This window comes from Jejuibacter sp. L23, from assembly GCF_050815825.1.
GTDB lineage: Bacteria > Pseudomonadota > Gammaproteobacteria > Enterobacterales > Enterobacteriaceae > Jejubacter > Jejubacter calystegiae.
On sequence record NZ_CP138199.1, the window covers coordinates 204,881 to 226,996 of the forward strand.

Below are 22,116 nucleotides of genomic sequence, written 5' to 3' on the forward strand. Positions count from 1 at the left end.
CGCAAGATGAGTGAACGGACACAGGCGCCGGTTTATACCATACGCGGCATGAGGCTGCTGGGCTGGCGTAATATGGCACATGCACTGGATTATCTGCATACCGATACCGGGCTACGGCAGGGAACCCTGGTGGCGATTAACGCCGAGAAAATCCTGACGGCAGAACGCGATCCGCTGGTGCATGAGTTAATTAACGAGGCGGAGTTTAAGTACGCCGACGGCATCAGCGTGGTGCGCTCCATCCGCAAGAAATATCCCAATGCTGAGGTAAACCGGGTAGCCGGAGCCGATCTCTGGGAAGCACTGATGGCCCAGGCCGGTAGAGAAGGCACCCCGGTGTTTCTGATTGGCGGGCAGCCCCAGGTGCTGGCGCAAACCTGTGAACAGCTACGCAGCCGCTGGGGCGTGAATATTGTGGGTAGTCAGGACGGTTATTTTAAGTCCGAGTCGCGCCAGGCGCTGTTTGAACGGGTGCGGGACAGCGGTGCCCAGTTGGTTACCGTCGCCATGGGATCGCCGCGTCAGGAGATTGTGATGCGCGAGTGTCGCCAGGTGTATCCTCAGGCGCTCTATATGGGGGTAGGGGGAACCTATGATGTCTTTACCGGCCATGTAAAACGTGCCCCAAAAGGCTGGCAGAACCTGGGGCTGGAGTGGCTGTACCGGCTGGTCAGTCAGCCTTCCCGCATTAAGCGTCAGCTGCGTCTGTTGCGTTATCTTGCCTGGCATTACAGCGGCCGCCTTTGATTCTTATTCCAGCAGAACCGGCATTCGCAGGCGGTTGCCGCTTCCCTTCCCGGCAATATCCGGTTTGCTATTTGGCAAAAAACAGGAAATCATGACGCCCGCCCGTCGCCCGCTACCTTGCGTGGTGACGGGAAAAGCGCACTCATCATAATAATAACCGGTGTGATACCGGGCTGATTGCAAACACCATTCGAGGGAACTATGGCTGAAAAGAAACCCGAGCTCCAGCGCGGCCTGGAAGCTCGACATATTGAATTGATCGCCCTTGGGGGCACCATTGGCGTAGGCCTGTTTATGGGGTCCGCAAGCACCCTTAAGTGGGCGGGTCCTTCCGTTTTGCTGGCCTATATTCTCGCCGGGATTTTTGTTTTCTTCATTATGCGCTCGATGGGCGAAATGCTGTTTCTGGAGCCGGTGACCGGCTCTTTCGCCGTCTATGCGCATCGCTATATGAATCCTTTCTTTGGCTATCTGACGGCGTGGTCCTACTGGTTTATGTGGATGGCGGTGGGGATTTCCGAAATCACCGCCATCGGCGTTTATGTTCAGTACTGGTTCCCTGAATTGCCCCAGTGGTTACCGGCATTGCTGGCCGTAGGACTGGTGGCGCTGGCCAATCTGGCGGCGGTACGGTTGTACGGGGAAATCGAGTTCTGGTTTGCCATGATTAAAGTGACCACCATTATTGTGATGATCGTGGTAGGGCTGGGCGTTATCTTCTTTGGTTTCGGCAATGGCGGTCATGCCACCGGTTTTGGCAATCTGACGGAGCACGGCGGTTTCTTTGCCGGCGGCTGGAAAGGTTTTCTGACCGCGCTCTGTATCGTGGTGGCCTCCTATCAGGGGGTGGAGCTGATCGGGATTACTGCCGGTGAAGCGAAGAACCCTCAGGTAACGCTGCGCAGCGCGGTAGGGAAGGTGCTGTGGCGTATTCTGATCTTCTATGTGGGCGCTATCTTTGTGGTGATCACCATCTTCCCGTGGAATGAGCTGGGTGATAGCGGCAGCCCCTTTGTGCTGACCTTTGCGAAAATCGGTATCACGGCGGCAGCCGGGATTATCAACTTTGTGGTACTGACAGCGGCGCTGTCGGGCTGTAACAGCGGAATGTATAGCTGTGGCCGGATGCTGTTTGCCCTGGCGAAGAATCGTCAGCTACCGCCCGGTATGGCGAAGGTGTCGAAGAACGGCGTGCCGGTTATGGGGGTGGCCGTCTCAATTGTAATTCTGCTGGTAGGATCGGGTCTGAACTACGTTATTCCTAATCCGCAGCGGGTATTCGTGTATGTCTATAGCGCCAGCGTCTTGCCGGGAATGGTACCCTGGTTTGTGATTCTGATAAGCCAGCTGCGGTTTCGCCGGGTACACCGTGAAGCGATGGCCAGCCATCCGTTCCGTTCGCTTTTTTTCCCGTGGTCGAACTGGTTAACCATGGCGTTTCTGCTGTGTGTGCTGGTGGGGATGGGAATCAACGAAGATACCCGTATGTCGCTGATTGTCGGGGGACTGTTTCTGGCGGGGGTGACCCTGGCGTACCGGGTTTTTGGGCTTGGTCGCCATGTTGAATCGGTGAAACGGAACAGTTAATCAGCGTAGTGTGCAAAGCATAACCAAACGCGCATTTTATTAAAAAAACATATGGACAGCAGGACGCGAAGTCCGTAGTATTCCCCTCCGCAACGGCGCTACGCGCCCGTAGCTCAGCTGGATAGAGCGCTGCCCTCCGGAGGCAGAGGTCTCAGGTTCGAATCCTGTCGGGCGCGCCATTTAACCCAGGCGCTTGAGCTGCGGTGGTAAGATTATACCGCGTGAGAAAGAAATACAGTGGTGGCTATAGCTCAGTTGGTAGAGCCCTGGATTGTGATTCCAGTTGTCGTGGGTTCGAGTCCCATTAGCCACCCCATCTATTTAGTGGTTATGCGAAGGTGGCGGAATTGGTAGACGCGCTAGCTTCAGGTGTTAGTGTCCTTACGGACGTGAGGGTTCAAGTCCCTCCCCTCGCACCACACCCTGACTTCTTTCTGAACAAGAAGCAAAACGGCAGTATTTCGGCGAGTAGCGCAGCCTGGTAGCGCAACTGGTTTGGGACCAGTGGGTCGGAGGTTCGAATCCTCTCTCGCCGACCACTCCGCTTCGTGCGGAAGGCAGGCTTAAAGCCTGCTTTTTTGTTTTCTGCCCCCCTCTTAAATTTCTCCAATGATTGTTTTATGCGCCGCATATCCGCGCGTTGCTTCCGTCGTGGCGGCATTTGTCGTTGCATAACGACAAGATTGATTGTGGGTGTCGTCGAAGTAAGACATTTATTTTGATGATTTATAAAGACTATTCCCTGAATGCTGATAACTGTCTCCCTGGGGCGACAGTTTTATGTTGACCTTGAAGACAACATCAATGCTAATGGCGTGGCCCCTTGTATTTTAAGGGGTATTTTCACCTGGCATGATACGTGCAATAATTACAGGGTAGATGCTCATTCCCTTTCTTATGTTCGCCATCTGGCCTCATAAACCCTGGAATGATGCAGAGCCATTTGTGGTGCTTATCGTCCACCTGCAGATGTCGCAGCCTGGCTGCCTCATCAAACATCATGGACACAACGTTGAGTGAAGCACCTTTTATGTTGTCAAACAGACCTGTTTTAGTACCCGCCACTCCGGCGGGTATTTTTTTCTACTTCATACTTCAGGATGGGGCACAGGCAATAAAAAAGGCGACAACATGTCGCCTTTTTGATGTCTGACAAGGGTCAGATATCGGCCTCTTTTTTCAGCGACAGCAACAGGCCATCGCGGCGCATGGTTGCTGCCTCTTCAGGCATTTTCAGGCGATCCAGGGTATCGGCAAGCCAGGCGTAGTCGAAGGCATCGGGGCGCTGCTTCAGCGCGGCGCGGAAGGCCAGGCTGGCCTCTTTCCATTCGCCGTGCTTCATCAGCATCTGCCCCAGGGTGCTCCACAGCAGCGGACGATCTCCATGGGTCTTAATCTGCTGACGCAGGACTTTCTCCACCTCTTCCGGCGTTGCGGTCTTCAGGCGCGGCATCAGCATCACCAGGCGCTCGTCATACTGGCGCTTCACACCGTCCAGAATTATTTTCTGGGCCGTCTCGTGGTCGTCGCACTGAATCAGGTGTTCGGCCATTGCCACCTGCAGCATCGGCTGATGCCGGGTCTTACGGCTCTGATTTTGCCACCAGCGTTTCAGACCGTCGCTGCCCTGTTCCGCCATGGCCTGATCCATCAGCCCAATCCAGGCGCGTTCTTCCAGGGCGGCGCGGTGTGCTTCATCGCCCACGCCTGCTTTTTCCATCGGGTAGATGATGTCCAGCAGCGAACTCCAGGCGCTGGTACTGATATAAGCCTGTTCGGCCAGACGCAGCACTTCGGGATGGCGCGGGGCGATCTCCAGCAGCTTATCGATACCGTGTCGCGCGGCGTGATCCTCATTGCGTGCCAGTTGCAGGCGAACCCGGGTGATCTCTACTGGAATCGGGGAGTCTTCCGCCAGACTGGCCGCATTGTCGAGATACTGGCTGGCGCGGGCGTCATCGCCGCGCTGTTGGGCCGCTTCGGCGGCCAGCAGATAGTTAACCACTGGTTGCTCAGCGTGTTCAGCATGCTTAGACAGCAATCTTTCCACCTGCTGGTAGTCGCCTTCCGCCAGTTTGAGCAGCGCCTGGCTGGTCTGCTTGCGGGCGCGCTTGCTCTTGCGACCCAGGAACCAGCCGCGAGTACGCGCGCCGGTGCGGAAGACTCTGCGCAGTATCCACTCCACAATAAACAGCGCCGCGACCAGAACGAGCAGCATAATGGTCAGGGCGGTGATACTGGTCTCAATGTTCCAGCTTTCGGTCTGAATCAGTACGTATCCCTGATGGCCGGCAAAGATGGGCCCGATAACGATCCCGGCGATCAGCAGCAGAAACAGCAGCAGAACTTTTATCATTGATTACTCTCCCTGCTGCTCTGACTGGGATACACTGTTCCCGGCTGCGGCTGGCTGACCGTTATCCGACGGCGCCATCTGATTACGGACCCGCTGGCGCATCAATTTTTCCAGCACCGGTTGGCTGGCGAGCGATTCGGGCAGTTCCATAGCGATACTCTGCTGGCTTAACGCATCCAGCTCGGCCAGAAAGCCTTTGGTCGCGGCATCGTTGGTATCGTAGTAAGCGCGTACCCAGGTGGCAACGGTCTCCAGCGACTGCTTGTAGACCTCGTCCTGGTGGCGCGGTACGGCCTGAGCCGCAACCAGCAGGCGGGAACGGATGTTCTCGCGCAGGTAGACATCCTGGTTCGGCGCCAGCAGCGGAACTTCGGTGGCGTCGCGACGGCGGATGGTAATAAAGCTGTCCATAAAGTTATGCCAGCTGCGGGTCAGATTCTGGCGCCATTCGCTCAGGGAGCCGGAAATCTCGCGGCTGTCGGCATCCATGGGAGCGTCATCGCTGTCGTTGTCGGCCAGGCGCAGGTTATCCACCTGGTTAGACAGCTGGTTAACGCGCAGAATAATGCCGTCGAAATCGATTTGCGATACGCCGGACAGGCTGGCGATATCACTGTTCAACGCGCGACGTGCGGCGATCAGGCTGGGATCGTTCATTTGTCCAAGGCTGACGTCGGCGTTTTTCAGTAGCGCAGCGGCGGTCGCGACATCCTGATCGCTCCACAGCTTACGTCCGGCCAGTTTGACCAGGTAATCGGCTTCGGCCAGCAACCAGTTATTCGCATCGCCGCCAGTGATAGAGGCCATCTTTTCACGGGTCTCTTCCAGCGTTTTCGCCATGACCTGCTCACGCTGCTGTGCGGCGTCCAGACTGCTCTGCTGCTGCTGAAGTCGGGAATCCAGCTCGGTTTTTTGTTGCGCCAGCTGCTGCTGGAGGGCGGTGACCTGAGCGGCCAGGGTTTGGGTGCTGGCTGTCTGGCTGGCGGCCTGTCGTTTGTTCCAGGTATAGAGCCCGGCACCGGCAGCCAGAGCAATGGCGATAGCAATAACGCTGAGCGTAATGCCAACGCCCGTGCCACGTTTTTGCTTCTCCTGTGGCTGAGTTTGCACCGGCGTCTCCACGTCTGGCGTGGCTTCTTCAACCCTGGCGGAGGATTCTTTTGGTTCCGTCATTATTAGTCCCATTCTTCTCAGTGTTGTTGTCTACCCGTATCCTGCGGGCACCTTTATTTCGGGAAGAGCCCGATATGGCCCTTCAGGTTGGGCATAACGCGCGCAGCAGCGCATCGTTGTCGGCGTTATCTGCGATGCTGACATCCCGCCAGCCTGATTCTCTGGCATGGGTGGCCAGACGTTCACTGACAACAATTAGCCTGCAGTTCAGTAACCAGTTATTACGATACCATTCCGGCACCAGCGCGTAGAGCTGGCGCAGCATTTCGCCGCTGGTGACCACCAGGGTATCGATCTCCAGGTTTTGCCAGCGCCAGGCAACTTCCGCGCCATCATACTGTTTGGGGCAGCGCTGGTAGCATTCGCACAGCGTTACCTGAGCACCGCGCTGGCGTAGCGTATCCCCCAGTAGCTCACGCCCGCCGTTACCGCGTAGTATCAGCGCCTGCTTACCTTTTATATCTTGTAATTCAGGTAATTGTAGCAAGACTTCGCTGATTTCCCGATCGCGCGGATAATTTACCGGCAGACTACTGACTTTATGCAAGGCCAGCGCGCTGGAGCGACCAATGGAAAACCATGCCGCCTGCGCAGGCCAGCGCATGCTTTGCCGGGAAAGCGTGGCATGGGCATATTCCACCGCGTGGCGGGAGAGAACAAAGGCAAGATCGCCCGGGCGCAGTGCGTTCAGATAGTCGGGTAGACGGGAAAGCTCACGACCCGGAGAAAATTCGATCAGCGGAAAACTCCAGGCCACCAGCCCCATCGCGCGCAGACGGCTGACTAAAGCCTCTCCGTCGGGGGAGGGGCGGGTGACCAGAATCCTCATGCAGGGGCATCTCCGTCATAGACATCGGCCAGGATCTCCCTGGCGCCGTTATCCAGTAGCTCTTCGGCAAGCGAGATCCCCATCGCTTCGGCATCTTCCGGGCGACCGCGACGTTCGCCGCGCACCATCTGCTTACCATCCGGCGAGCCGACCAGCGCCCGTAACCAAAGTTTACCGTCATGCAATTCAGCATAGCTGCCGATCGGTACCTGACAACCTCCTTCCAGGCGGGTGTTCATCGCGCGTTCGGCGGTAACCCGGATGGCGGTTTCTTCGTGGTTGAGCGGGGCCAGTAATTTGCGGGTCCAGGCATCGTCCAGCCGACATTCGATGCCAACGGCGCCCTGGCCTACTGCCGGTAGTGATTCTTCCGGCGTCAGGGGGCAGCGGATGCGTTCTTCCATCTCCAGGCGCTGCAGGCCCGCCACGGCCAGAATAATGGCGTCATAGTCGCCGGCATCGAGCTTACCGAGGCGGGTGCCGAGGTTGCCGCGTAGCGAACGCACGTTAAGATCCGGACGCTGTGCCATCAACTGACACTGACGGCGCAGGCTGGAGGTGCCCACACAGCTACCGGGCGGTAGCGCATCCAGGCTGGCATAGCGCCCGGAGACGAAGGCGTCGCGCGGATCGCCGCGCTCGCAGATCGTGACCAGGCCGAGCCCCGCCGGGAATTCTATTGGTACATCCTTCATGGAGTGCACGGCGATATCTGCGCGCTTCTCCAGCAGAGCCAGCTCCAGCTCCTTGACAAACAGTCCCTTGCCGCCCACTTTGGCCAGCGGCGTGTCGAGAATAATATCGCCGCGCGTCACCATTGGCACCAGCTCAACGCTGAGTCCTGGATGGCTCGCCTCAAGGCGCTCCTTGACATATTGTGCCTGCCATAGCGCCAGCGGACTCTGCCGGGTGGCAATTCTTAATACTTTGTCTACCATTGCTTGTTACCGTAATGATCGTCTGTTGACCATCCTATCATTGTTAGTGGAATGCTGTCAGTTTACGGTCAGGCCGGGGGAAAGGAGCGCAAAACTGATAACGGAAAATAAGCCGGGCTTTTGATGCTACAATTGGTGTAGTGCATCTTTCTTTACGGTCAACCGGCAAGGTGTTAAATTGATCACGTTTCCAGCAATTGTCCACCTGACTAACCATAAACATAACGGTGGCGAGTGGGACCGATCTTTTCAAAATACTGAACAATCAGGCGATACGTCTTGTACCTCTATATTGAGACTCTGAAACAGAGGCTGGATGCCATCAATCAGCTGCGCGTGGACCGCGCACTGGCAGCTCAGGGGCCTGCTTTCCAGCAGGTCTATAGTCTGCTGCCTGGTCTGTTGCATTATCACCATCCGCTGATGCCGGGTTACCTCGACGGTAACGTTCCCTGTGGCATCTGCCTCTACACGCCTGATGAAACCCAACAGCATTACCTGAAACAGCTTGAAGAGCGTCGTGGCCTGCCCGAATTGCGGACACCGGACGGCGAACTGCCGATCACCGGTATCTACTCCATGGGCAGCACCTCGTCGGTCGGCCAGAGCTGTTCGTCGGATCTTGATATCTGGGTCTGCCACCAGGCCTGGCTGGATAACGAAGAGCGCCAGCTGCTGCAGCGTAAATGTAGCCTGCTTGAAAGCTGGGCCGCCTCAATGGGGGTGGAGGTCAGCTTCTTTCTGATTGATGAGAACCGTTTCCGCCATAACGAGAGCGGTAGTCTGGGTGGCGAAGACTGTGGTTCAACGCAGCACATTCTGTTGCTTGATGAATTTTACCGTACCGCGGTCCGAATGGCGGGCAAGCGTATTCTGTGGAATATGGTGCCGGTCGATCAGGAAGAGCACTACGACGATTACGTGATGACGCTCTACGCCCAGGGAGTACTGACGCCTAACGAATGGCTCGATCTGGGCGGACTGAGTTCGCTGTCTGCCGAAGAATACTTCGGCGCCAGCCTGTGGCAGCTCTATAAGAGCATCGATTCACCTTATAAAGCGGTGCTGAAAACGCTGCTGCTGGAGGCATACTCCTGGGAATACCCCAATACCGGCCTGCTGGCGGAAGATATGAAGCAGCGCCTGCATGACGGTGAGATTGTCTGTTTTGGCCTGGATCCTTACTGCATGATGCTGGAGCGGGTCACGCACTATCTGACCCAGATAAACGATGAGGCGCGGCTGGATTTGGTGCGCCGCTGCTTTTATCTGAAGGTGTGCGAAAAATTGACCCGCGAGCGGGCCTGTGTGGGCTGGCGTCGTGAAGTGCTGACTCAGTTGGTGAAAACCTGGGGCTGGGATGAAACGCGGCTGGCGATTCTGGATAACCGTGCTAACTGGAAGATCGATCGGGTGCGTGAAGCGCACAACGAACTGCTTGATGCCATGATGCAGAGCTACCGTAATCTGATCCGTTTCGCGCGCCGTAATAATCTGAGCGTCAGCGCCAGTCCGCAGGATATTGGCGTACTGACCCGTAAGCTCTATGCCGCCTTTGAGGCGCTGCCGGGTAAGGTCACCCTGGTGAACCCGCAGATCTCGCCGGATCTTTCAGAGCCTAATCTGACCTTTATCTATGTGCCCCCAGGCCGCGCCAATCGCACCGGTTGGTATCTGTACAACCGCGCGCCGAACATGGACTCGATTATCAGCCATCAGCCGCTGGAGTATAACCGTTACCTGAATAAGCTGGTGGCCTGGGCCTGGTTCAACGGGTTGCTGACTTCCCGAACCCGGCTGTTTATTAAAGGCAATGAGGTGTGTGACCTGCCGAAGCTGCAGGAGATGGTGGCGGATGTTTCCAGCCACTTCCCGCTGCGTCTGCCGGCGCCTACGCCTAAAGCGTTGTACAGTCCCTGTGAAATTCGTCACCTGGCGATAATCGTCAACCTGGAATATGACCCGACGGCGGCGTTCCGCGATCGGGTCGTGCATTTTGACTTCCGTAAGCTGGATATTTTCAGTTTTGGTCAGCAACAGCAGTGCCTGGTGGGCAGCGTCGATCTGCTGTACCGCAACTCCTGGAATGAGGTGCGAACCCTGCACTTCAACGGCGAGCAGGCGATGATTGAGGCGCTGAAAACCATCCTTGGCAAAATGCATCAGGATGCTGCGCCGCCGGATAGCGTAGAGGTTTTCTGTTACAGCCAGCATCTGCGCGGTCTGATCCGCACCCGGGTTCAGCAGCTGGTTTCGGAATGTATTGAGCTGCGTCTGACCAGTACCCGTCAGGAAGCCGGGCGTTTCAAAGCGCTGCGGGTGGCGGGCCAGACCTGGGGACTGTTCTTTGAACGCCTGAATGTATCGGTCCAGAAACTGGAAAATGCCGTAGAGTTTTACGGTGCGATTTCCAATAACAAACTGCACGGACTGTCGATGCAGGTCGAAACGCATCATGTGCAGCTGCCGTCGGTGGTGGATGGTTTTGCCAGCGAAGGAATTATTCAGTTCTTCTTTGAAGAGAGTCACGACCGGGAAGGCTTTAACATCTATATTCTGGATGAGAGTAACCGGGCGGAAGCCTATCATCACTGCGAAGGCAGCAAAGAGGAGCTGGTGCGCGACGTTAGCCGCTTCTACTCTTCTTCCCACGATCGTTTCACATACGGCTCAAGCTTTATCAACTTCAATCTGCCGCAGTTCTACCAGATTGTGAAAGTGGACGGGCGCCAGCAGGTGATCCCTTTCCGCTCTCAGCCCGTCCGGACGGCGACGGCATCGGTTCCGCCTGAGGATGATTCCCGTACGCCGCCAGCACCGCCGCTGGTGCAGCAGTATCAGTCCTGATTAAAACGCACTGCTTCGCCTGCCTGGGCAGTGCAGGCTTCTTCCAGTAACTTCCAGAACGGCTCACCGCTGCGATCGCAAATCCAGGTATCGCCCTGTCGCGAGAAGTGGTAGCCGCCCGCTTTGGTCGCCAGCCACACCTGATGCAGCGGCTCTTGTCGGTTAATAATGATTTTGCTGCCGTTTTCAAAACTCAGTGTCAGCACGCTGCCGTTAATCTCGCAGTCGATATCGCTGTCGCCGTCCCAGTCGTCCAGATGCTCTTCAATCGTTCTCCAGAGATTGTCGGCCAGGCGGTGAAATTCGCTGTCATTCATGGTTACTTCCCATTTTATCATGTGAATAAAGACGCGATGCTGTCGGTATAACAGGTGAATCAACAGTGGATGCGTCTTTAGCTTCTATTCTATCTATATTCAGTGGCTTTTCACGGAAAAGATGACGACCGGAATGGAAGACAAGCCGCGTATCACGAAACAAACTGATGCGGGCATGAATGCTCAGAAACGGTTAATCACACAGGTAAACATCGGGGAATATCCGGAGCCGATAAGTAAAGTATCATCGTTGATGTGCTTTATGACATACAGCGTTCCCTTCTTCTGGTAGGTCTGAAACAGAAAGTTGTCCCCCAGCCGATCCGGCGCCGAATCGGTCCAGAATTTATCACTGCCGATCAGGCGCATATTGAGCATCTCTGCCTGAGGCGTATGGCGCTGCTCTATCTGATAAGTCAGTTTACGATTCACCACGTATTCTTCGCCGTCGGTTCGCAATGAGCTTTGAACCGAAAGCGAGAGGCGGTCTGCGGTATCCTCAAGCAGGATAAAAATCCCCCGGGCGTTAATGGCACTGCTTCCCATATGGAGGGTGACCTTAAACTCGGCCACGCAAGGCAGTTGTGTCTCTTTACGGTGCGACGCGATAACGGCGCCGGTGGCTAAAATCGCTAATGTCAGCGTAGCCAGTAACGTGAATAAAATGATTTTATTTTTATTAATGAACAACATGTCATACCTCATCACCATAATAGAAGCTATTGCAGTGATAATATCCGGATGATTTCTCGCAGATGGAGTAGAACCGCCACTTCAGTGCAATCTCATCGTTTTCATGGATGTAAAAATAGATATCTTTTGGTGAAGCGCAGTCCAGCTCGCGCTTTATGTCATCAAACATCTTGCGTTCTTTTGGGACATTACCGGCGATCGAGTTCTGGTAGTCAATGAAGTACGCCCGGCATTGTTGATAGGTAAAGGTTACCTCTAATGAGTTATTTCTGTTTTCTGTTTCTCCTGTGCTGAGGAAAAAAATACTCGCCAGTAGGGTTGTGGTACTGACAACAATAACAAAGAAAAGAAACACTTTTTTCGAGAGATGATTTTTTTTTATCCGGATCGCAGGTTTGGTCTCGGCGAGTTCCTGGTAACGTGGCGATGCCTGCTCGGGGGGAGGTAATGCATGACACTCCTTAATACGGAACCCCATTCTTGGCACGGTAATAATGATATCGTCTTCATAACCTGTCTGATGTATTGCTTTACGTAAGAAAGAGATGTACTGGTTCAGATTTGCGTGAGTAGGTCTGGCGCCGTTTTTAATGAAAACATTTTCCAGGATGCTTTCGCGTGATACCAGAGTGTTTCGCTGTTGTAACAGGTAAAGCAGCAGGTTTGCGGCAGTGCCATTTATCTCAGTATATAAATCGGTAGTAATGTTTTTTATATATCCTTTGGCTGTATCTAAGAACAGCGTCTCATCTATATATATGATGGATCGCTCTGCCTGTGGGCTATCACATAACGACGTCACACGTCCTCCTGAATACAGGGTGAGCGGAAATAACGAGTGAATTTATTATACATGAAAAGTCTTGTGTTTATAGTGGTAACGTTAAAATATTGCTGGTGATGTTTTATAAATGAAAAGTTAAAAAGACAGGGGCTTGATCAGCTGTTTCTAAAGGGGTAATAAAAGTAGTCTGAGACACTTGTAAATGATGATGTTGTGGATAAATCCTGGTCGCATTTTGAATGCCGTCATTGATGTTATAAGCTATATATTTGTGAATTCCCTTTATTTTATCCTGTTGTTTAATGTGAATTAGGTGTTTTTATCTGTTTTTTTGCTGCTTTTATCATCGTGGTAGAGTTTTTTTATTAATGTTAATTAATCTGGTGAAGAAGTAACTGAAATTGACCTGGATGGTATTTTCTTGTTTATTTCTTGCTATCACTGATTATTATTGTTGATGCCAACACAGGGATGCCTGATTACCTGAATGAAGTTATTTGCAGGGAATGGCAACACGCTACCAACACGAGATAACGTAATGATTAAATGCGTTACTACGGTTAACTCATTGTTTATTGGTAGCTATCAGGCAAATAAACAGGAAGCCATATAAATAGTACCCGTTCAGATAATTACTGGTGGGAGGTGGCTTGTGATACGGCCACCAATCATTTATTGGCGACTAAATCAAGAAACAGCATAGGTTTGAAAAAATGAAATTTAATAAAATCGCACTGGCTATGGTCTGCGCGGCTGGGATGGTTTCGGCGTCTGCTATGGCGGCGACGGATGTACAACCTACTGAAGGTAAAATTGAATTCAGCGGTGAGCTGGTGAATTCCGCATGTGGTCTGGCTCCATCTTCCAGCCCGGTGAAAGTGGACTTCGGGCAGATCCCGACCTCTCAACTGAAAGATGGTCAGCGTGCTGGCGAAAAGCAGGCGAAGATTGAGCTGCAGTACTGCGATACCACCGTCGCGAAAACCGCTACGGTGACTTATAACCCAACCACCGTAGACGTTGAAGATAATACGCTGGCAGCCATCACCTCTGGTTCCGCGAAAGGCGCGGGCATCGGTCTGGTAGACAGCGGTAACCGGGACGTGGTCTGGGGCCAGGCCAGCGCGCAGGTTAAGTTGACCGACGATACGACTGAAATTCCGTTCGTCGCTTACCTGAAAGCGGATAACGCCTCCGGTAGCGTCACCCCGGGTGACTTCCAGTCTACGATCAACTTCAAGATCGACTACCAGTAATTCCCGGTGCCGGGCGGGGTGGCAACGCCGCGCCCGGCATGATTCGGCCAGGGGTATTCCACAATGTCGGTACTGCGATTTTTATTATCCGGCCTGATGCTATTGACGGCGTCGGTAGCGGCCGGAGAGCTCGTTAATACGCACGGCAATGTAAAAATGCAGGGTGAAATTGTTGAAGCGGCCTGTTATGTCGATCCCAGAGACCGGGATCTGCTGGTTGAGTTTGGCGATATGTCCGCCAGGGAAATATCGGATATTCCGGAAGGGCTCACCAGCCATAATTTCAGTATTCACCTCCGCGGTTGTTCGCTGGCCAGCCCGAATAAACCTGGCAGCGTATATCACAGCGCCAGTATTACGTTTACCGGGAATACCGATCGACATAATAAAAATTTATTTGTTGCGTACTCCCCGAGCGATTCGTTTGGCATCGAGTTGTTTGATTATAAAGGGCGAAACATTACGCCTGGGGTGCCATCTCCCGATTATGAACTCAGTGCGGGAAGTAATGTTCTGCGGTTTCGTGCGGCATTGGTTTCCCATGATCGGCACGTGACTGCCGGAGAATTTAGCGCTGTGGCGCATTTTGTTATCGATTATCAGTAGGGCAGGGATCCTGTTCAGGTAAAGAACAGGCAAAAAATCATGGCAAGAAAACTTAAAACAAAAAAGACTTTCTTTGCTGTCTTTATTGCGGTGTTCTGTTATTCGCAGGTGGCAAAGTCCGATGATGTCGTTGAATTTAATACCGATGTGCTGGATGCCAGCGACCGCCAGAACGTCGACCTGAAGCGATTTGCTTCGGGAAACTATATTGCGCCGGGAACCTATCTGCTGGAGGTGCATATTAATGGCCAGCAGATTCCGGAGCAGCAAATTCGCTACGTTGCCGATCCTGAAACGCCGGAGAAATCCCGGGTATGTTTGACGCCAGACCAGCTGGCTCTGCTCGCGCTGAAGGAAGAGGCACAGAGCCGGGTCGCTATGCTGTCACCGGAGTGCGCGGACATCAGCACGTTGCCTGGCGTGGCGGTGAATAACAGCGCGGGCGTGCTCAGTATCATGGTTCCCCAGGCCTGGATGAAATATTCGGACCCGGACTGGGTGCCACCGGAGCGGTGGGACAACGGGGTGGCCGGTCTGTTGTTCGACTACAACCTGACCGGACAACTGAGCCACTATCAGGACAGCGGCAGCGATTATCGTTCCCTTTCCGGATACGGGCAGGCGGGAATGAATCTTGGGGGGTGGCGGCTGCGAGCCCAGTATCAGGCTGAACTGACTTCCAGTAACGGTGGAAATAGCGTGAACTGGGATCAGATTTACGCTTACCGCCCACTGCCGATGATGGCGGCGAAGCTGACTGCGGGTGAAATCTACCTCGACTCTCAGCTTTTTGACTCGGTTCGCTTTACCGGGATCAACCTGGCGAGCGACGAGCGAATGCTGCCGCCGAACCTGCAGGGCTATGCGCCGGAAATCCATGGAATCGCGAAAAGCAACGCCCGGGTGACGGTTAGCCAGAACGCTCATGTGGTGTATCAAACCACGGTGCCCGCCGGTCCGTTTAACATTCAGGATTTACGTAGCGCGGTACGCGGTACCCTGGACGTCAAGGTTGAAGAGCAGGATGGTTCGGTTCAGACATTTCAGGTCAACACCGCCAATATTCCTTATCTTACGCGGCCTGGTTATGTCCGTTACAACACCGCGATCGGGAAGCCTTCCCGCTACAACCACAAACTGCAGGGGCCCGCATTTTATACCGGCGATTTTTCGTGGGGTATCAGTAACGCCTGGTCGCTGTATGGCGGCACGATTCTGACTGGCGAACGCTATAACGCGTGGTCGCTGGGGATCGGGCGCGATCTCGACGTTCTGGGTGCGATGTCTCTGGATGTCACCCAGTCCAGTAGCCGGGTTCGCGATACCCAGCGCGGAAGTTCGGTGAAATTTAGCTATGCCAAAACCTTCGATGAATACCACAGTTCCATCACCTTCGCAGGCTATCGTTTCTCGCAGAAGTCCTACCGTACGCTGTCGCAGTTTCTGGACGAAATGTACCAGCACTACGACAGCATCGGCCATGAGCGGGAGATGTACACCATCACCGGGAATAAAACCTTCTGGGCCGAGGATCCGGCCCGGGCGACCACGCTGTTCCTGACTTACACCCATCAGAACTACTGGGATCGCGCCTCGCAGGATCGCTACGGCCTTTCGGTGGCGCACTCCTTCAATATTGCCGGGTTGAGCGGAATCACCGCTAACCTGTCCGCCTGGCGTTCGGATTATCAGGGGCAGCGGGACGATAGCCTGTCTCTGTCGCTTTCCGTCCCGTGGGGGGACGGCAACTGGGCGGGGTATGACCTACAGAGCGCCGGCGGCGACGTCAGTCAGATGATTTCCTGGAACGATAACCGCCGGGTGAACGATTCGTGGCGCGTTCGCGCGGGCCATGGCAGCGATGGCCGGGTTGCCGTGGACGGCTATTACCAGCATCGGGCCACGATGGCGGAAATGGAGTCCAGCTTGAGCTATCAGCAAGGGCGTTATGTCTCGGTGGGCGGCACGCTGCGTGGCGGCGTTACGGCAACCCGCTACGGCGCCGCGCTGCATAACAGCGAAGCCAGCCTTAACAGCGCCCGGGTGATGGTGGATACCGACGGCGTGGCAAACGTACCGCTGAATGGGCAGCGTGTGCACTCTAACCGCTTTGGGATCGCTGTCGTGCCTGATGTGGTGAGTTACCACAGCTTCGACACGCGTATCGACGTCGACACCATGGATCAGGATATCGAAGCCAACAAAGCCATCGCTACCAGCACGCTGACGGAAGGGGCTATTGGCTATCAGCACTTTGCCGTGGCGCAGGGTGAAAGAATGATGGCCCATATTCGCAGGCCAGACGGCTCGGCGCCGCCTTTCGGCGCCGATGTCTTCAGCCACGACGGCGTCAGCGTGGGCATGGTGATGGAAGGTGGCGAAGTGTGGCTTGCAGGCGTACAGGCGAATGAAACGCTGTCTGTGGTCTGGGATGGTCAGGCGCGTTGCCAACTGCGGGTACCGCAGACCATTCGCCACGATAGCGCCGTATTACTGCCGTGCCGCTAACGCGGCCGGTCAATTAGTCAGATAAGTGAAAGATTAGGGGATGCATGTGAAACCGTTATGTCGTTTGGCGCTAGGCTGCCTGTTGGCGCTTTCCGTTTGCAGTTCAGATGCGCTGGCAGGCATTGCGCCTGACCGGACGCGACTCATTATTACTGGCAGCGATCGTTCCGCCAGCGCCAACCTGGTGAATACCAGCCCCGATGTGCCTTTCCTGGCTCAGGCGTGGGTGGAGGATGACAGCGGCAAGAAAATCACTGCGCCGCTGGTGGTGCTGCCGCCTTTACAGCGCATTAACGGAGGTCAGAAAGGGGTGGCCCGGGTGACGAAAACCGACGGTATTCATTCCCTGCCTCAGGATCGCGAATCGCTGTTCTACCTGAATATTCGGGAAATTCCGCCACGCCCGGACAAGCCTAACGTTCTGCAACTGGCGATGCAGTCGCGAATCAAGCTGTTCTATCGCCCGACGGCCATTATTCCTGCCCATCGCGGCGATGTCTGGCAGAACAAAGTGGTGTTCCACAAAAGGGGTAACCAGTTTATCGCCGATAACCCTACGCCTTATTACATCACCGTGCTGGGACTCAGCAGAAAGATGGAACGGGAAGGGGGCGGCAAGCTCACTACCTTCCCGGGCACCATGATCGCGCCGCGATCGTCGCTTGAGATAAAGGTTATCGATCCGTCGGTCAGCAGCTTCGTCATGATGTATGTGAACGACTACGGCGGCCATCCGGAGCTGAAGTATCGCTGCGCCGGACCAACCTGTACCGCGCTGCCGATGGAGCAGCAACCCCGCTAATAACCGGAGAGAAGCGATGAAACGGACCATTTTGGCGCTGCTGGGCTCGGCTCTGTTGTTCAGTGGCGCGCAGGCCGCTGAAGAAACTCACGCCCGCGGCGAAGTTTCCGGCGAATACGGCAATGTGCATTTTCATGGCAGGGTTTACACCTCGCCCTGCGTCCTGGATATGGCTTCCCGCGAACAGACGATCGATCTAGGGGATATTTCAGCCCGACGCTTCCACCAGGCGGGAGATCGCAGCCAGCCGGTGTCTATCACGCTGCGTTTGAATGACTGTCTGAAGGGCGCCGCCAGGATCATTTCGGACACGCCGGCGCTGGGCGGCGGCGGGGTGACAGTGATGCATTCAACGGCGGAAACCGGGATCGGTTTGACCTTTATGGCCGAAGCGGCGCCGGGCAACAGCGATCTTGTTCGGATTCACGGCGACGTTCAGGGGGCGGGGTTGCGGTTGCTGAGCGCCCGGGCGTGGCCGTTGAGCCTGAATCAGCCGCAGCAGCTCTATGTGCTGAAGCCGGGCGATAACGTTATTACCTTGATGGCGGCGCTGGAGTCGACGGAAAGCAGCGTGACCGCCGGTGAATTTTACGGGCTGGTTCGTCTGAAGCTGGAGTATCTATGAGCACCCTGTTGAGACAGACCCGGCGCTTGACGTTGGGCGTTACGCTGCTAATCGGCGCGGCTTCCGCCTGGGGATATACCGAAGGCGAGGGTGCTCCGGAGGGGTCGTTGCACCAGTACAATATCAATCTGAATCACCTGAGCATTGAGGATAATGTGGCAGGGGGAATGGTGGATGATAGCTGGAACCTGGGAGGAAATTACGCGGTGCGTTTTTACTGCACCAGTAGCATCCCTGTGTCGCCGATTTATTACACGGTGACCTCAACCATGAGCCCGTCAAGTCAGGGAAACAAAGACTATCTGAAACTGAATGACTATATGGACGTCAAGGTTGAAGTCTATATCGCCGGGCAGCGTAAGCAATATGTGGTGGCGCCTTTCACCAATGAGTCGAATCGCTATAACTACGTTGGTTGCCGTCCCCCTTATAAGCTGGTCAGTAATGTAAAGAGCGGCTCACAAGGCAAAGTTACCTTTATGGTCACCAAACCCATCGTTAATGGCCTGAACCTGACCTCCCAGGATCTGGTGAAGGTGATGGGGCGCCTTGGCAATATGGGGGGCGTGCCAGCTACGCCGATCTCACAGGTGGCGATTACCTCCGGCATTATTACCGTTCCGGATAAGTGCGTCATTAATCAGGGAAAAACCATTGAGGTGGAGTTTGGCGACATCCCTGGATCGGCGGAAAAATTAACCGGCGATAACTACGTCAAAAGCGTTCCTGTTCACGTGGAGTGCAAAGGGGGCAGTTTTGAAACCGGGGCGTTAAATATTCGTATGGGTATTCAGCCTAACGGTGTCGGCGTCGCCAGCTTTAATTCGGATTATCTGGGCACCAGCGGCGCAGTCGATCGCAGCAACCTGGGTATTGTGCTGAAAGATGAGTCGGGGGCGATCGTTCAGCCGAATAAATTCTATGAGATACCGGGCTTTAACAATAACAAAGGCGACTGGAACCTGACTGCGGCGCCGGTGGCGAAGCCGGGAAGCACCGTGATCGAAGGCGAGTTTGAATCATCGGCGACGGTGGTGGCGGAATTTCAGTAGGCGGGCAGACGATGAAATTATTCTCTATTCTGCGAGCGGCAATGGGAAGTCTGCTGCTGGCACCGCTGATGGCATCCGCGGCGGTAACGCTTCTCGGCGGCGATATGAAGTTTCACGGCACCGTTATCGCCTTACCCTGTGAGGTGGCGAGCGGCGATGAAGCGATCGATATCGATTTCGGCAAGGTGAATGTCAAAGATATCTATCTGAATAAGAAGGTGGCGATTAAGCCATTGAATATTCATCTGGAGCATTGCCGCACCGATGTGTTTAACAGTGTCTCCGTCACATTTAACGGCATGGAAGACGGCGCGCTGGCGGACCATATTGCCATTACCCCGGATGGTCAGGATGGCGCCTCCGGCGTGGCGATCGGTTTTCAGGAACTGAATGGAACGCCGATCAAAATGGGTGAGCCCACTACAGCGCATGCGATCACGCAAGACAGCATGGTGCTGAGCTGGCAGGTTTACCTTGAAGGTTCGCCGGAGGCCATTGAACACCAGACCATCCGCTATGGCGCCTTTAGCGCTACGGCGACCTGGACCCTGAATTACCAGTGATGGGGGGCATTAAACCTACGCCATCGCGCACTTATCGCGGCTTCATCCTGCTAAGCATACTGTTCTGGTGCGGCACGCTGCACGTTTATGGCATGAATAATGGCGGCAGCGGACTGGAACTCCCGATGAATATTGGCGCCTGGCTGTATGCCTGCGGCGTGCTATTGATTATCGGCGCCAGCGGCGGCGGGCGTAACTGGGCGCTCACCCGCTCTGCGCTGCTGTTTAGCGGTGGGGCTGCGTTGCTGGTACTGCTTTGTCTGCTGACGCCTGCTGTATGGCGCGGCGTTGGGATGATGCGCGCCGCCGGTATTGCGGGAGGACTGCTGTTTTATCTGCTGCTGTTCCGGTTGCCGCTGGAAGGGCGCGGCAGACGCACGGTGCTGACGATTTTGTGGCTAGCTGTGAATATCGAATGTCTGGCCTTTCTGGCCCAGTATCTGCGGCTGGCGACATCGCTGTGGGAATTTCCGTGGTGGCGCTATGCCCGCCCCTACGGCATCTTCCAGCAGGTTAATGTGATGGCGGATTTCGCTGCCTGCGGCGCGCTGCTATCAATGCTGCTGTTTTTTCGCCGCGAGCCGTGGCTGCGTCGGGGGATAATGGCGGCGCTTCTGCTACAGGGTTTTGTTATCGGCGAATGTCAGTCTCAAACCGGTTATCTGGGGGTCGCCGTAGGGTGGGGGTTGCTGCTGCTGGTCTTTCCTGGTCGGCGGCGACAGCTTACGGGCCTGTTACTGCTGTTGAGCGGCGGTGTTTTGATCGGCGTCCTGGTTCGCCATCTGTTTATGTTACCGTTTGTCGATCATGACGAAAGCGTTTATACGCGTTGGGTGGTACTGGTTAACGCGTGGCGAATGTTTCTGCTCAACCCCTGGCGCGGTTGGGGGGTCGGTAGCTTTGGCTGGCATTATCTGCGACTGTTCGGTGGTGAGTTCGTTACCACTATGTCTCATCCCCACAATGAAATCCTGCTGTGGATGGTGGAGGGAGGCGTCGCCGGGCTGGCGGCAGCGGCTATGATGCTGAGCGGCGGACTGCTGCTGTGGCTGAAGGGCAACGCCTGGCGGCGCGCTACGCTGGTGACGGCGCTACCGGTAGTGATTCACCTGCTGACGGAGTATCCGCTTTACCTTTCCACGCCGCACTGGCTCCTGCTGCTGACCGTGTTGCGCTGCGCCGACAAGAGCGCGGGGCGCAGACTGGCGGTAAACGCGATCACCAAACTGGCCAGCGGCGCGACCGTGCTGCTGGCGCTGGCGGCGGTTCCGATGTTGGTGAATACGCTGGCGGTGCAACATCGATTGACCCGGCTGGAACGGAACATGCAGCAGCAGCGCCTGACGCTGCCGGTTCCTCCCGCGGCCTGGCTACTGTACGACCGCTATCGTTTTGATGCCAGCATGGGCGGCCTTCAGCGTTATCAGGCAAGCGGCGATGCGCGTTGGCTTCAGCAGTTTAGCGACTGGTCCGGTGATGCCATGCGCGTTCATCCGGATCCGAATGTCGCTTTCGTTCGGGTCAGAATTGCGTTTGCTGCGGGAGATCGCCCTGCGGCACAGCGGCTGCTACGGACTTTTGCATGGTATTACCCTCATGACGAACGCCTTTCCTGGCTGCGTCAACGCCTCGCCCATCTTAACCCAACTCAACATCAGGAAAAGCCATGATCAGAGAAACGGAAAACCGCTGCGTCGGCATGCCGCCGCTGTCGGTCGTGAAAGGGATGCGACTACAGTCTATTTTTAGCTTAGAGGACGACCGGCTGGTAGCCAGCGAAGCACTCAGCCTGCTTAGCGAACATACCGATGTTGAAGGATTTTTCCAGCGACTGCCGGTTTCGCAGGCATTCGCTCTCTTTATGTGGCAGGTCCGCGAGCTGATACCGATGACCGGCACTTTTACGGTTAACCTGCCTCTGGCGGTCTTTTGCGATCCATCAAAGGTGGAAGATATTGTGGCGCTCAATGTCGGGCATCGCATTATTCTGGAGATTCAGGATGCAGAGCGGCTGTTGCAGTTGAGTGTGACTGCGCAGCGCCAGCTGATAGCGCAGTTGAGCCGCATTCACCAGGCAGGGTATCGAATCTGGCTGGACGATCTTCCGCCAGAGATGGCCGGGCAGTGGGGCTTTCCTGAGGTTGGTTTTCACGGCGTTAAGGTTTCCGTCAGCGTCTGGCAGCGCTACCGTATGCGTGAAATGCCACTTCAGGATCTGGTACAGAATCTACGGCGGTTAGGTGGCGTGGTGGTGATCGAGGGTATTGAAACCGGGGACGATCTGGCGCGTTGTCGCCGCGCTGGCGTGGACTGTGTACAGGGCTTTCTGTTCCCGGAGAGCGTGCTGACGCTACCCTGACGGTCTGGATGCCGACAGGTGTCAGACTTCCCACCTGGCATTTGCGACAGATGCTTGCTTTTCAGTGGTCACCT

Annotated in this window: 19 protein-coding genes and 4 tRNA genes; 16 read left to right on the top strand and 7 right to left on the bottom strand. The window is 55.2% G+C overall.

Annotation, left to right across the window (positions count from 1 at the left end):
* The first annotated feature begins 6 nt into the window (after nucleotides 1-6).
* The 6 genes from wecG to SCU88_RS00955 all read left to right on the top strand — a co-directional run bounded on the left by wecG (nucleotide 7) and on the right by SCU88_RS00955 (nucleotide 2,873).
* Complete coding sequence (wecG, locus tag SCU88_RS00930; RefSeq protein WP_138095235.1) at nucleotides 7-747, top strand: lipopolysaccharide N-acetylmannosaminouronosyltransferase; 741 nt, start codon at nucleotides 7-9, stop codon at nucleotides 745-747.
* Nucleotides 748-948: 201 nt separating this feature from the next.
* Nucleotides 949-2,334, top strand: a complete 1,386-nt coding sequence (gene thrP / locus SCU88_RS00935) for a bifunctional threonine/serine APC transporter ThrP (protein WP_175342008.1) — start codon at nucleotides 949-951, stop codon at nucleotides 2,332-2,334.
* Between the two features lie 102 nt (nucleotides 2,335-2,436).
* Nucleotides 2,437-2,513 (top strand) — tRNA-Arg (locus SCU88_RS00940).
* Between the two features lie 61 nt (nucleotides 2,514-2,574).
* Nucleotides 2,575-2,650: transfer RNA gene (locus tag SCU88_RS00945), tRNA-His, on the top strand.
* A 16-nt stretch (nucleotides 2,651-2,666) separates the two neighbouring features.
* Nucleotides 2,667-2,753: transfer RNA gene (locus tag SCU88_RS00950), tRNA-Leu, on the top strand.
* Nucleotides 2,754-2,796: 43 nt separating this feature from the next.
* A tRNA-Pro gene (locus SCU88_RS00955) sits at nucleotides 2,797-2,873 on the top strand.
* Nucleotides 2,874-3,493: 620 nt separating this feature from the next.
* Here the strand turns inward: SCU88_RS00955 and hemY are convergent.
* From hemY to hemC, 4 genes are all read right to left on the bottom strand, one after another.
* On the bottom strand, nucleotides 3,494-4,690 hold the full coding sequence (gene hemY, locus SCU88_RS00960) for a protoheme IX biogenesis protein HemY (RefSeq protein ID WP_175342009.1): 1,197 nt from the start codon (nucleotides 4,688-4,690) through the stop codon (nucleotides 3,494-3,496).
* 3 nt (nucleotides 4,691-4,693) lie between these two features.
* Nucleotides 4,694-5,863, bottom strand: a complete 1,170-nt coding sequence (hemX, locus tag SCU88_RS00965) for a uroporphyrinogen-III C-methyltransferase (RefSeq protein WP_175342010.1) — start codon at nucleotides 5,861-5,863, stop codon at nucleotides 4,694-4,696.
* Between the two features lie 82 nt (nucleotides 5,864-5,945).
* Nucleotides 5,946-6,692: a uroporphyrinogen-III synthase gene (gene hemD / locus SCU88_RS00970; RefSeq protein WP_138095239.1), complete on the bottom strand. Its 747-nt coding sequence runs from the start codon at nucleotides 6,690-6,692 to the stop codon at nucleotides 5,946-5,948.
* Nucleotides 6,689-7,630, bottom strand: a complete 942-nt coding sequence (gene hemC / locus SCU88_RS00975; protein WP_175342011.1) for a hydroxymethylbilane synthase — start codon at nucleotides 7,628-7,630, stop codon at nucleotides 6,689-6,691. Before hemC ends, hemD begins: the two co-directional genes overlap by 4 nt.
* A gap of 279 nt (nucleotides 7,631-7,909) precedes the next feature.
* Between hemC and cyaA the strand changes: the two genes are divergently transcribed.
* Nucleotides 7,910-10,477: a class I adenylate cyclase gene (gene cyaA, locus SCU88_RS00980; RefSeq protein WP_175342012.1), complete on the top strand. Its 2,568-nt coding sequence runs from the start codon at nucleotides 7,910-7,912 to the stop codon at nucleotides 10,475-10,477.
* On the opposite strand, the gene cyaY is transcribed toward cyaA, so the two are convergent.
* From cyaY to SCU88_RS00995, 3 genes are all read right to left on the bottom strand, one after another.
* A complete protein-coding gene (gene cyaY / locus SCU88_RS00985) occupies nucleotides 10,468-10,794 on the bottom strand; it encodes an iron donor protein CyaY (protein WP_175342013.1) in 327 nt (108 codons plus the stop codon). The two genes, cyaA and cyaY, sit on opposite strands and share 10 nt — an antisense overlap.
* A gap of 183 nt (nucleotides 10,795-10,977) precedes the next feature.
* Complete coding sequence (locus SCU88_RS00990; RefSeq protein WP_175342014.1) at nucleotides 10,978-11,487, bottom strand: FidL-like protein; 510 nt, start codon at nucleotides 11,485-11,487, stop codon at nucleotides 10,978-10,980.
* A 1-nt stretch (nucleotide 11,488) separates the two neighbouring features.
* Nucleotides 11,489-12,289: a winged helix-turn-helix domain-containing protein gene (locus SCU88_RS00995; RefSeq protein WP_175342015.1), complete on the bottom strand. Its 801-nt coding sequence runs from the start codon at nucleotides 12,287-12,289 to the stop codon at nucleotides 11,489-11,491.
* 695 nt (nucleotides 12,290-12,984) lie between these two features.
* Between SCU88_RS00995 and SCU88_RS01000 the strand changes: the two genes are divergently transcribed.
* The 9 genes from SCU88_RS01000 to SCU88_RS01040 all read left to right on the top strand — a co-directional run bounded on the left by SCU88_RS01000 (nucleotide 12,985) and on the right by SCU88_RS01040 (nucleotide 22,042).
* Complete coding sequence (locus SCU88_RS01000) at nucleotides 12,985-13,527, top strand: fimbrial protein (RefSeq protein ID WP_175342016.1); 543 nt, start codon at nucleotides 12,985-12,987, stop codon at nucleotides 13,525-13,527.
* Nucleotides 13,528-13,590: 63 nt separating this feature from the next.
* On the top strand, nucleotides 13,591-14,133 hold the full coding sequence (locus tag SCU88_RS01005; protein WP_431810075.1) for a fimbrial protein: 543 nt from the start codon (nucleotides 13,591-13,593) through the stop codon (nucleotides 14,131-14,133).
* A gap of 39 nt (nucleotides 14,134-14,172) precedes the next feature.
* Complete coding sequence (locus SCU88_RS01010) at nucleotides 14,173-16,641, top strand: fimbria/pilus outer membrane usher protein (protein WP_175342017.1); 2,469 nt, start codon at nucleotides 14,173-14,175, stop codon at nucleotides 16,639-16,641.
* 64 nt (nucleotides 16,642-16,705) lie between these two features.
* The gene (locus SCU88_RS01015; protein WP_431810144.1) at nucleotides 16,706-17,443 is read left to right on the top strand and encodes a fimbrial biogenesis chaperone; all 738 of its coding nucleotides are present in this window, start codon (nucleotides 16,706-16,708) and stop codon (nucleotides 17,441-17,443) included.
* A 16-nt stretch (nucleotides 17,444-17,459) separates the two neighbouring features.
* Nucleotides 17,460-18,068, top strand: coding sequence for a fimbrial protein (locus tag SCU88_RS01020; protein WP_175342019.1), 609 nt, complete (start codon nucleotides 17,460-17,462; stop codon nucleotides 18,066-18,068).
* Nucleotides 18,065-19,120, top strand: coding sequence for a fimbrial protein (locus SCU88_RS01025; RefSeq protein ID WP_175342020.1), 1,056 nt, complete (start codon nucleotides 18,065-18,067; stop codon nucleotides 19,118-19,120). The genes SCU88_RS01020 and SCU88_RS01025 overlap by 4 nt, the downstream gene beginning before the upstream one ends.
* 11 nt (nucleotides 19,121-19,131) lie before the next feature.
* Nucleotides 19,132-19,683: a fimbrial protein gene (locus SCU88_RS01030; protein WP_175342021.1), complete on the top strand. Its 552-nt coding sequence runs from the start codon at nucleotides 19,132-19,134 to the stop codon at nucleotides 19,681-19,683.
* Nucleotides 19,683-21,353 carry a Wzy polymerase domain-containing protein gene (locus SCU88_RS01035; protein ID WP_431810076.1) on the top strand — a complete coding sequence of 557 codons (1,671 nt, stop codon included), beginning with the start codon at nucleotides 19,683-19,685 and terminating at the stop codon, nucleotides 21,351-21,353. The genes SCU88_RS01030 and SCU88_RS01035 overlap by 1 nt, the downstream gene beginning before the upstream one ends.
* Nucleotides 21,350-22,042 (top strand): EAL domain-containing protein, encoded by a 693-nt coding sequence (locus tag SCU88_RS01040; RefSeq protein WP_175342023.1) that lies wholly within the window; start codon nucleotides 21,350-21,352, stop codon nucleotides 22,040-22,042. Before SCU88_RS01035 ends, SCU88_RS01040 begins: the two co-directional genes overlap by 4 nt.
* Nucleotides 22,043-22,116 lie beyond the last annotated feature (74 nt).

What these genes read in the sequence shown, in the direction of transcription:
- SCU88_RS01010 (WP_175342017.1), top strand. Translation starts at nt 14,173, where the DNA reads ATGGCAAGAAAACTTAAAACAAAAAAGACTTTCTTTGCTGTCTTTATT.
- hemY (WP_175342009.1), bottom strand. Translation starts at nt 4,690, where the DNA reads ATGATAAAAGTTCTGCTGCTGTTTCTGCTGCTGATCGCCGGGATCGTT.
- SCU88_RS01030 (WP_175342021.1), top strand. Translation starts at nt 19,132, where the DNA reads ATGAAATTATTCTCTATTCTGCGAGCGGCAATGGGAAGTCTGCTGCTG.
- SCU88_RS00990 (WP_175342014.1), bottom strand. Translation starts at nt 11,487, where the DNA reads ATGTTGTTCATTAATAAAAATAAAATCATTTTATTCACGTTACTGGCT.
- SCU88_RS01000 (WP_175342016.1), top strand. Translation starts at nt 12,985, where the DNA reads ATGAAATTTAATAAAATCGCACTGGCTATGGTCTGCGCGGCTGGGATG.
- SCU88_RS01025 (WP_175342020.1), top strand. Translation starts at nt 18,065, where the DNA reads ATGAGCACCCTGTTGAGACAGACCCGGCGCTTGACGTTGGGCGTTACG.
- SCU88_RS01035 (WP_431810076.1), top strand. Translation starts at nt 19,683, where the DNA reads ATGGGGGGCATTAAACCTACGCCATCGCGCACTTATCGCGGCTTCATC.
- cyaY (WP_175342013.1), bottom strand. Translation starts at nt 10,794, where the DNA reads ATGAATGACAGCGAATTTCACCGCCTGGCCGACAATCTCTGGAGAACG.
- hemD (WP_138095239.1), bottom strand. Translation starts at nt 6,692, where the DNA reads ATGAGGATTCTGGTCACCCGCCCCTCCCCCGACGGAGAGGCTTTAGTC.
- SCU88_RS01020 (WP_175342019.1), top strand. Translation starts at nt 17,460, where the DNA reads ATGAAACGGACCATTTTGGCGCTGCTGGGCTCGGCTCTGTTGTTCAGT.
- thrP (WP_175342008.1), top strand. Translation starts at nt 949, where the DNA reads ATGGCTGAAAAGAAACCCGAGCTCCAGCGCGGCCTGGAAGCTCGACAT.
- hemC (WP_175342011.1), bottom strand. Translation starts at nt 7,630, where the DNA reads ATGGTAGACAAAGTATTAAGAATTGCCACCCGGCAGAGTCCGCTGGCG.
- SCU88_RS01005 (WP_431810075.1), top strand. Translation starts at nt 13,591, where the DNA reads ATGTCGGTACTGCGATTTTTATTATCCGGCCTGATGCTATTGACGGCG.
- SCU88_RS01040 (WP_175342023.1), top strand. Translation starts at nt 21,350, where the DNA reads ATGATCAGAGAAACGGAAAACCGCTGCGTCGGCATGCCGCCGCTGTCG.
- wecG (WP_138095235.1), top strand. Translation starts at nt 7, where the DNA reads ATGAGTGAACGGACACAGGCGCCGGTTTATACCATACGCGGCATGAGG.
- hemX (WP_175342010.1), bottom strand. Translation starts at nt 5,863, where the DNA reads ATGACGGAACCAAAAGAATCCTCCGCCAGGGTTGAAGAAGCCACGCCA.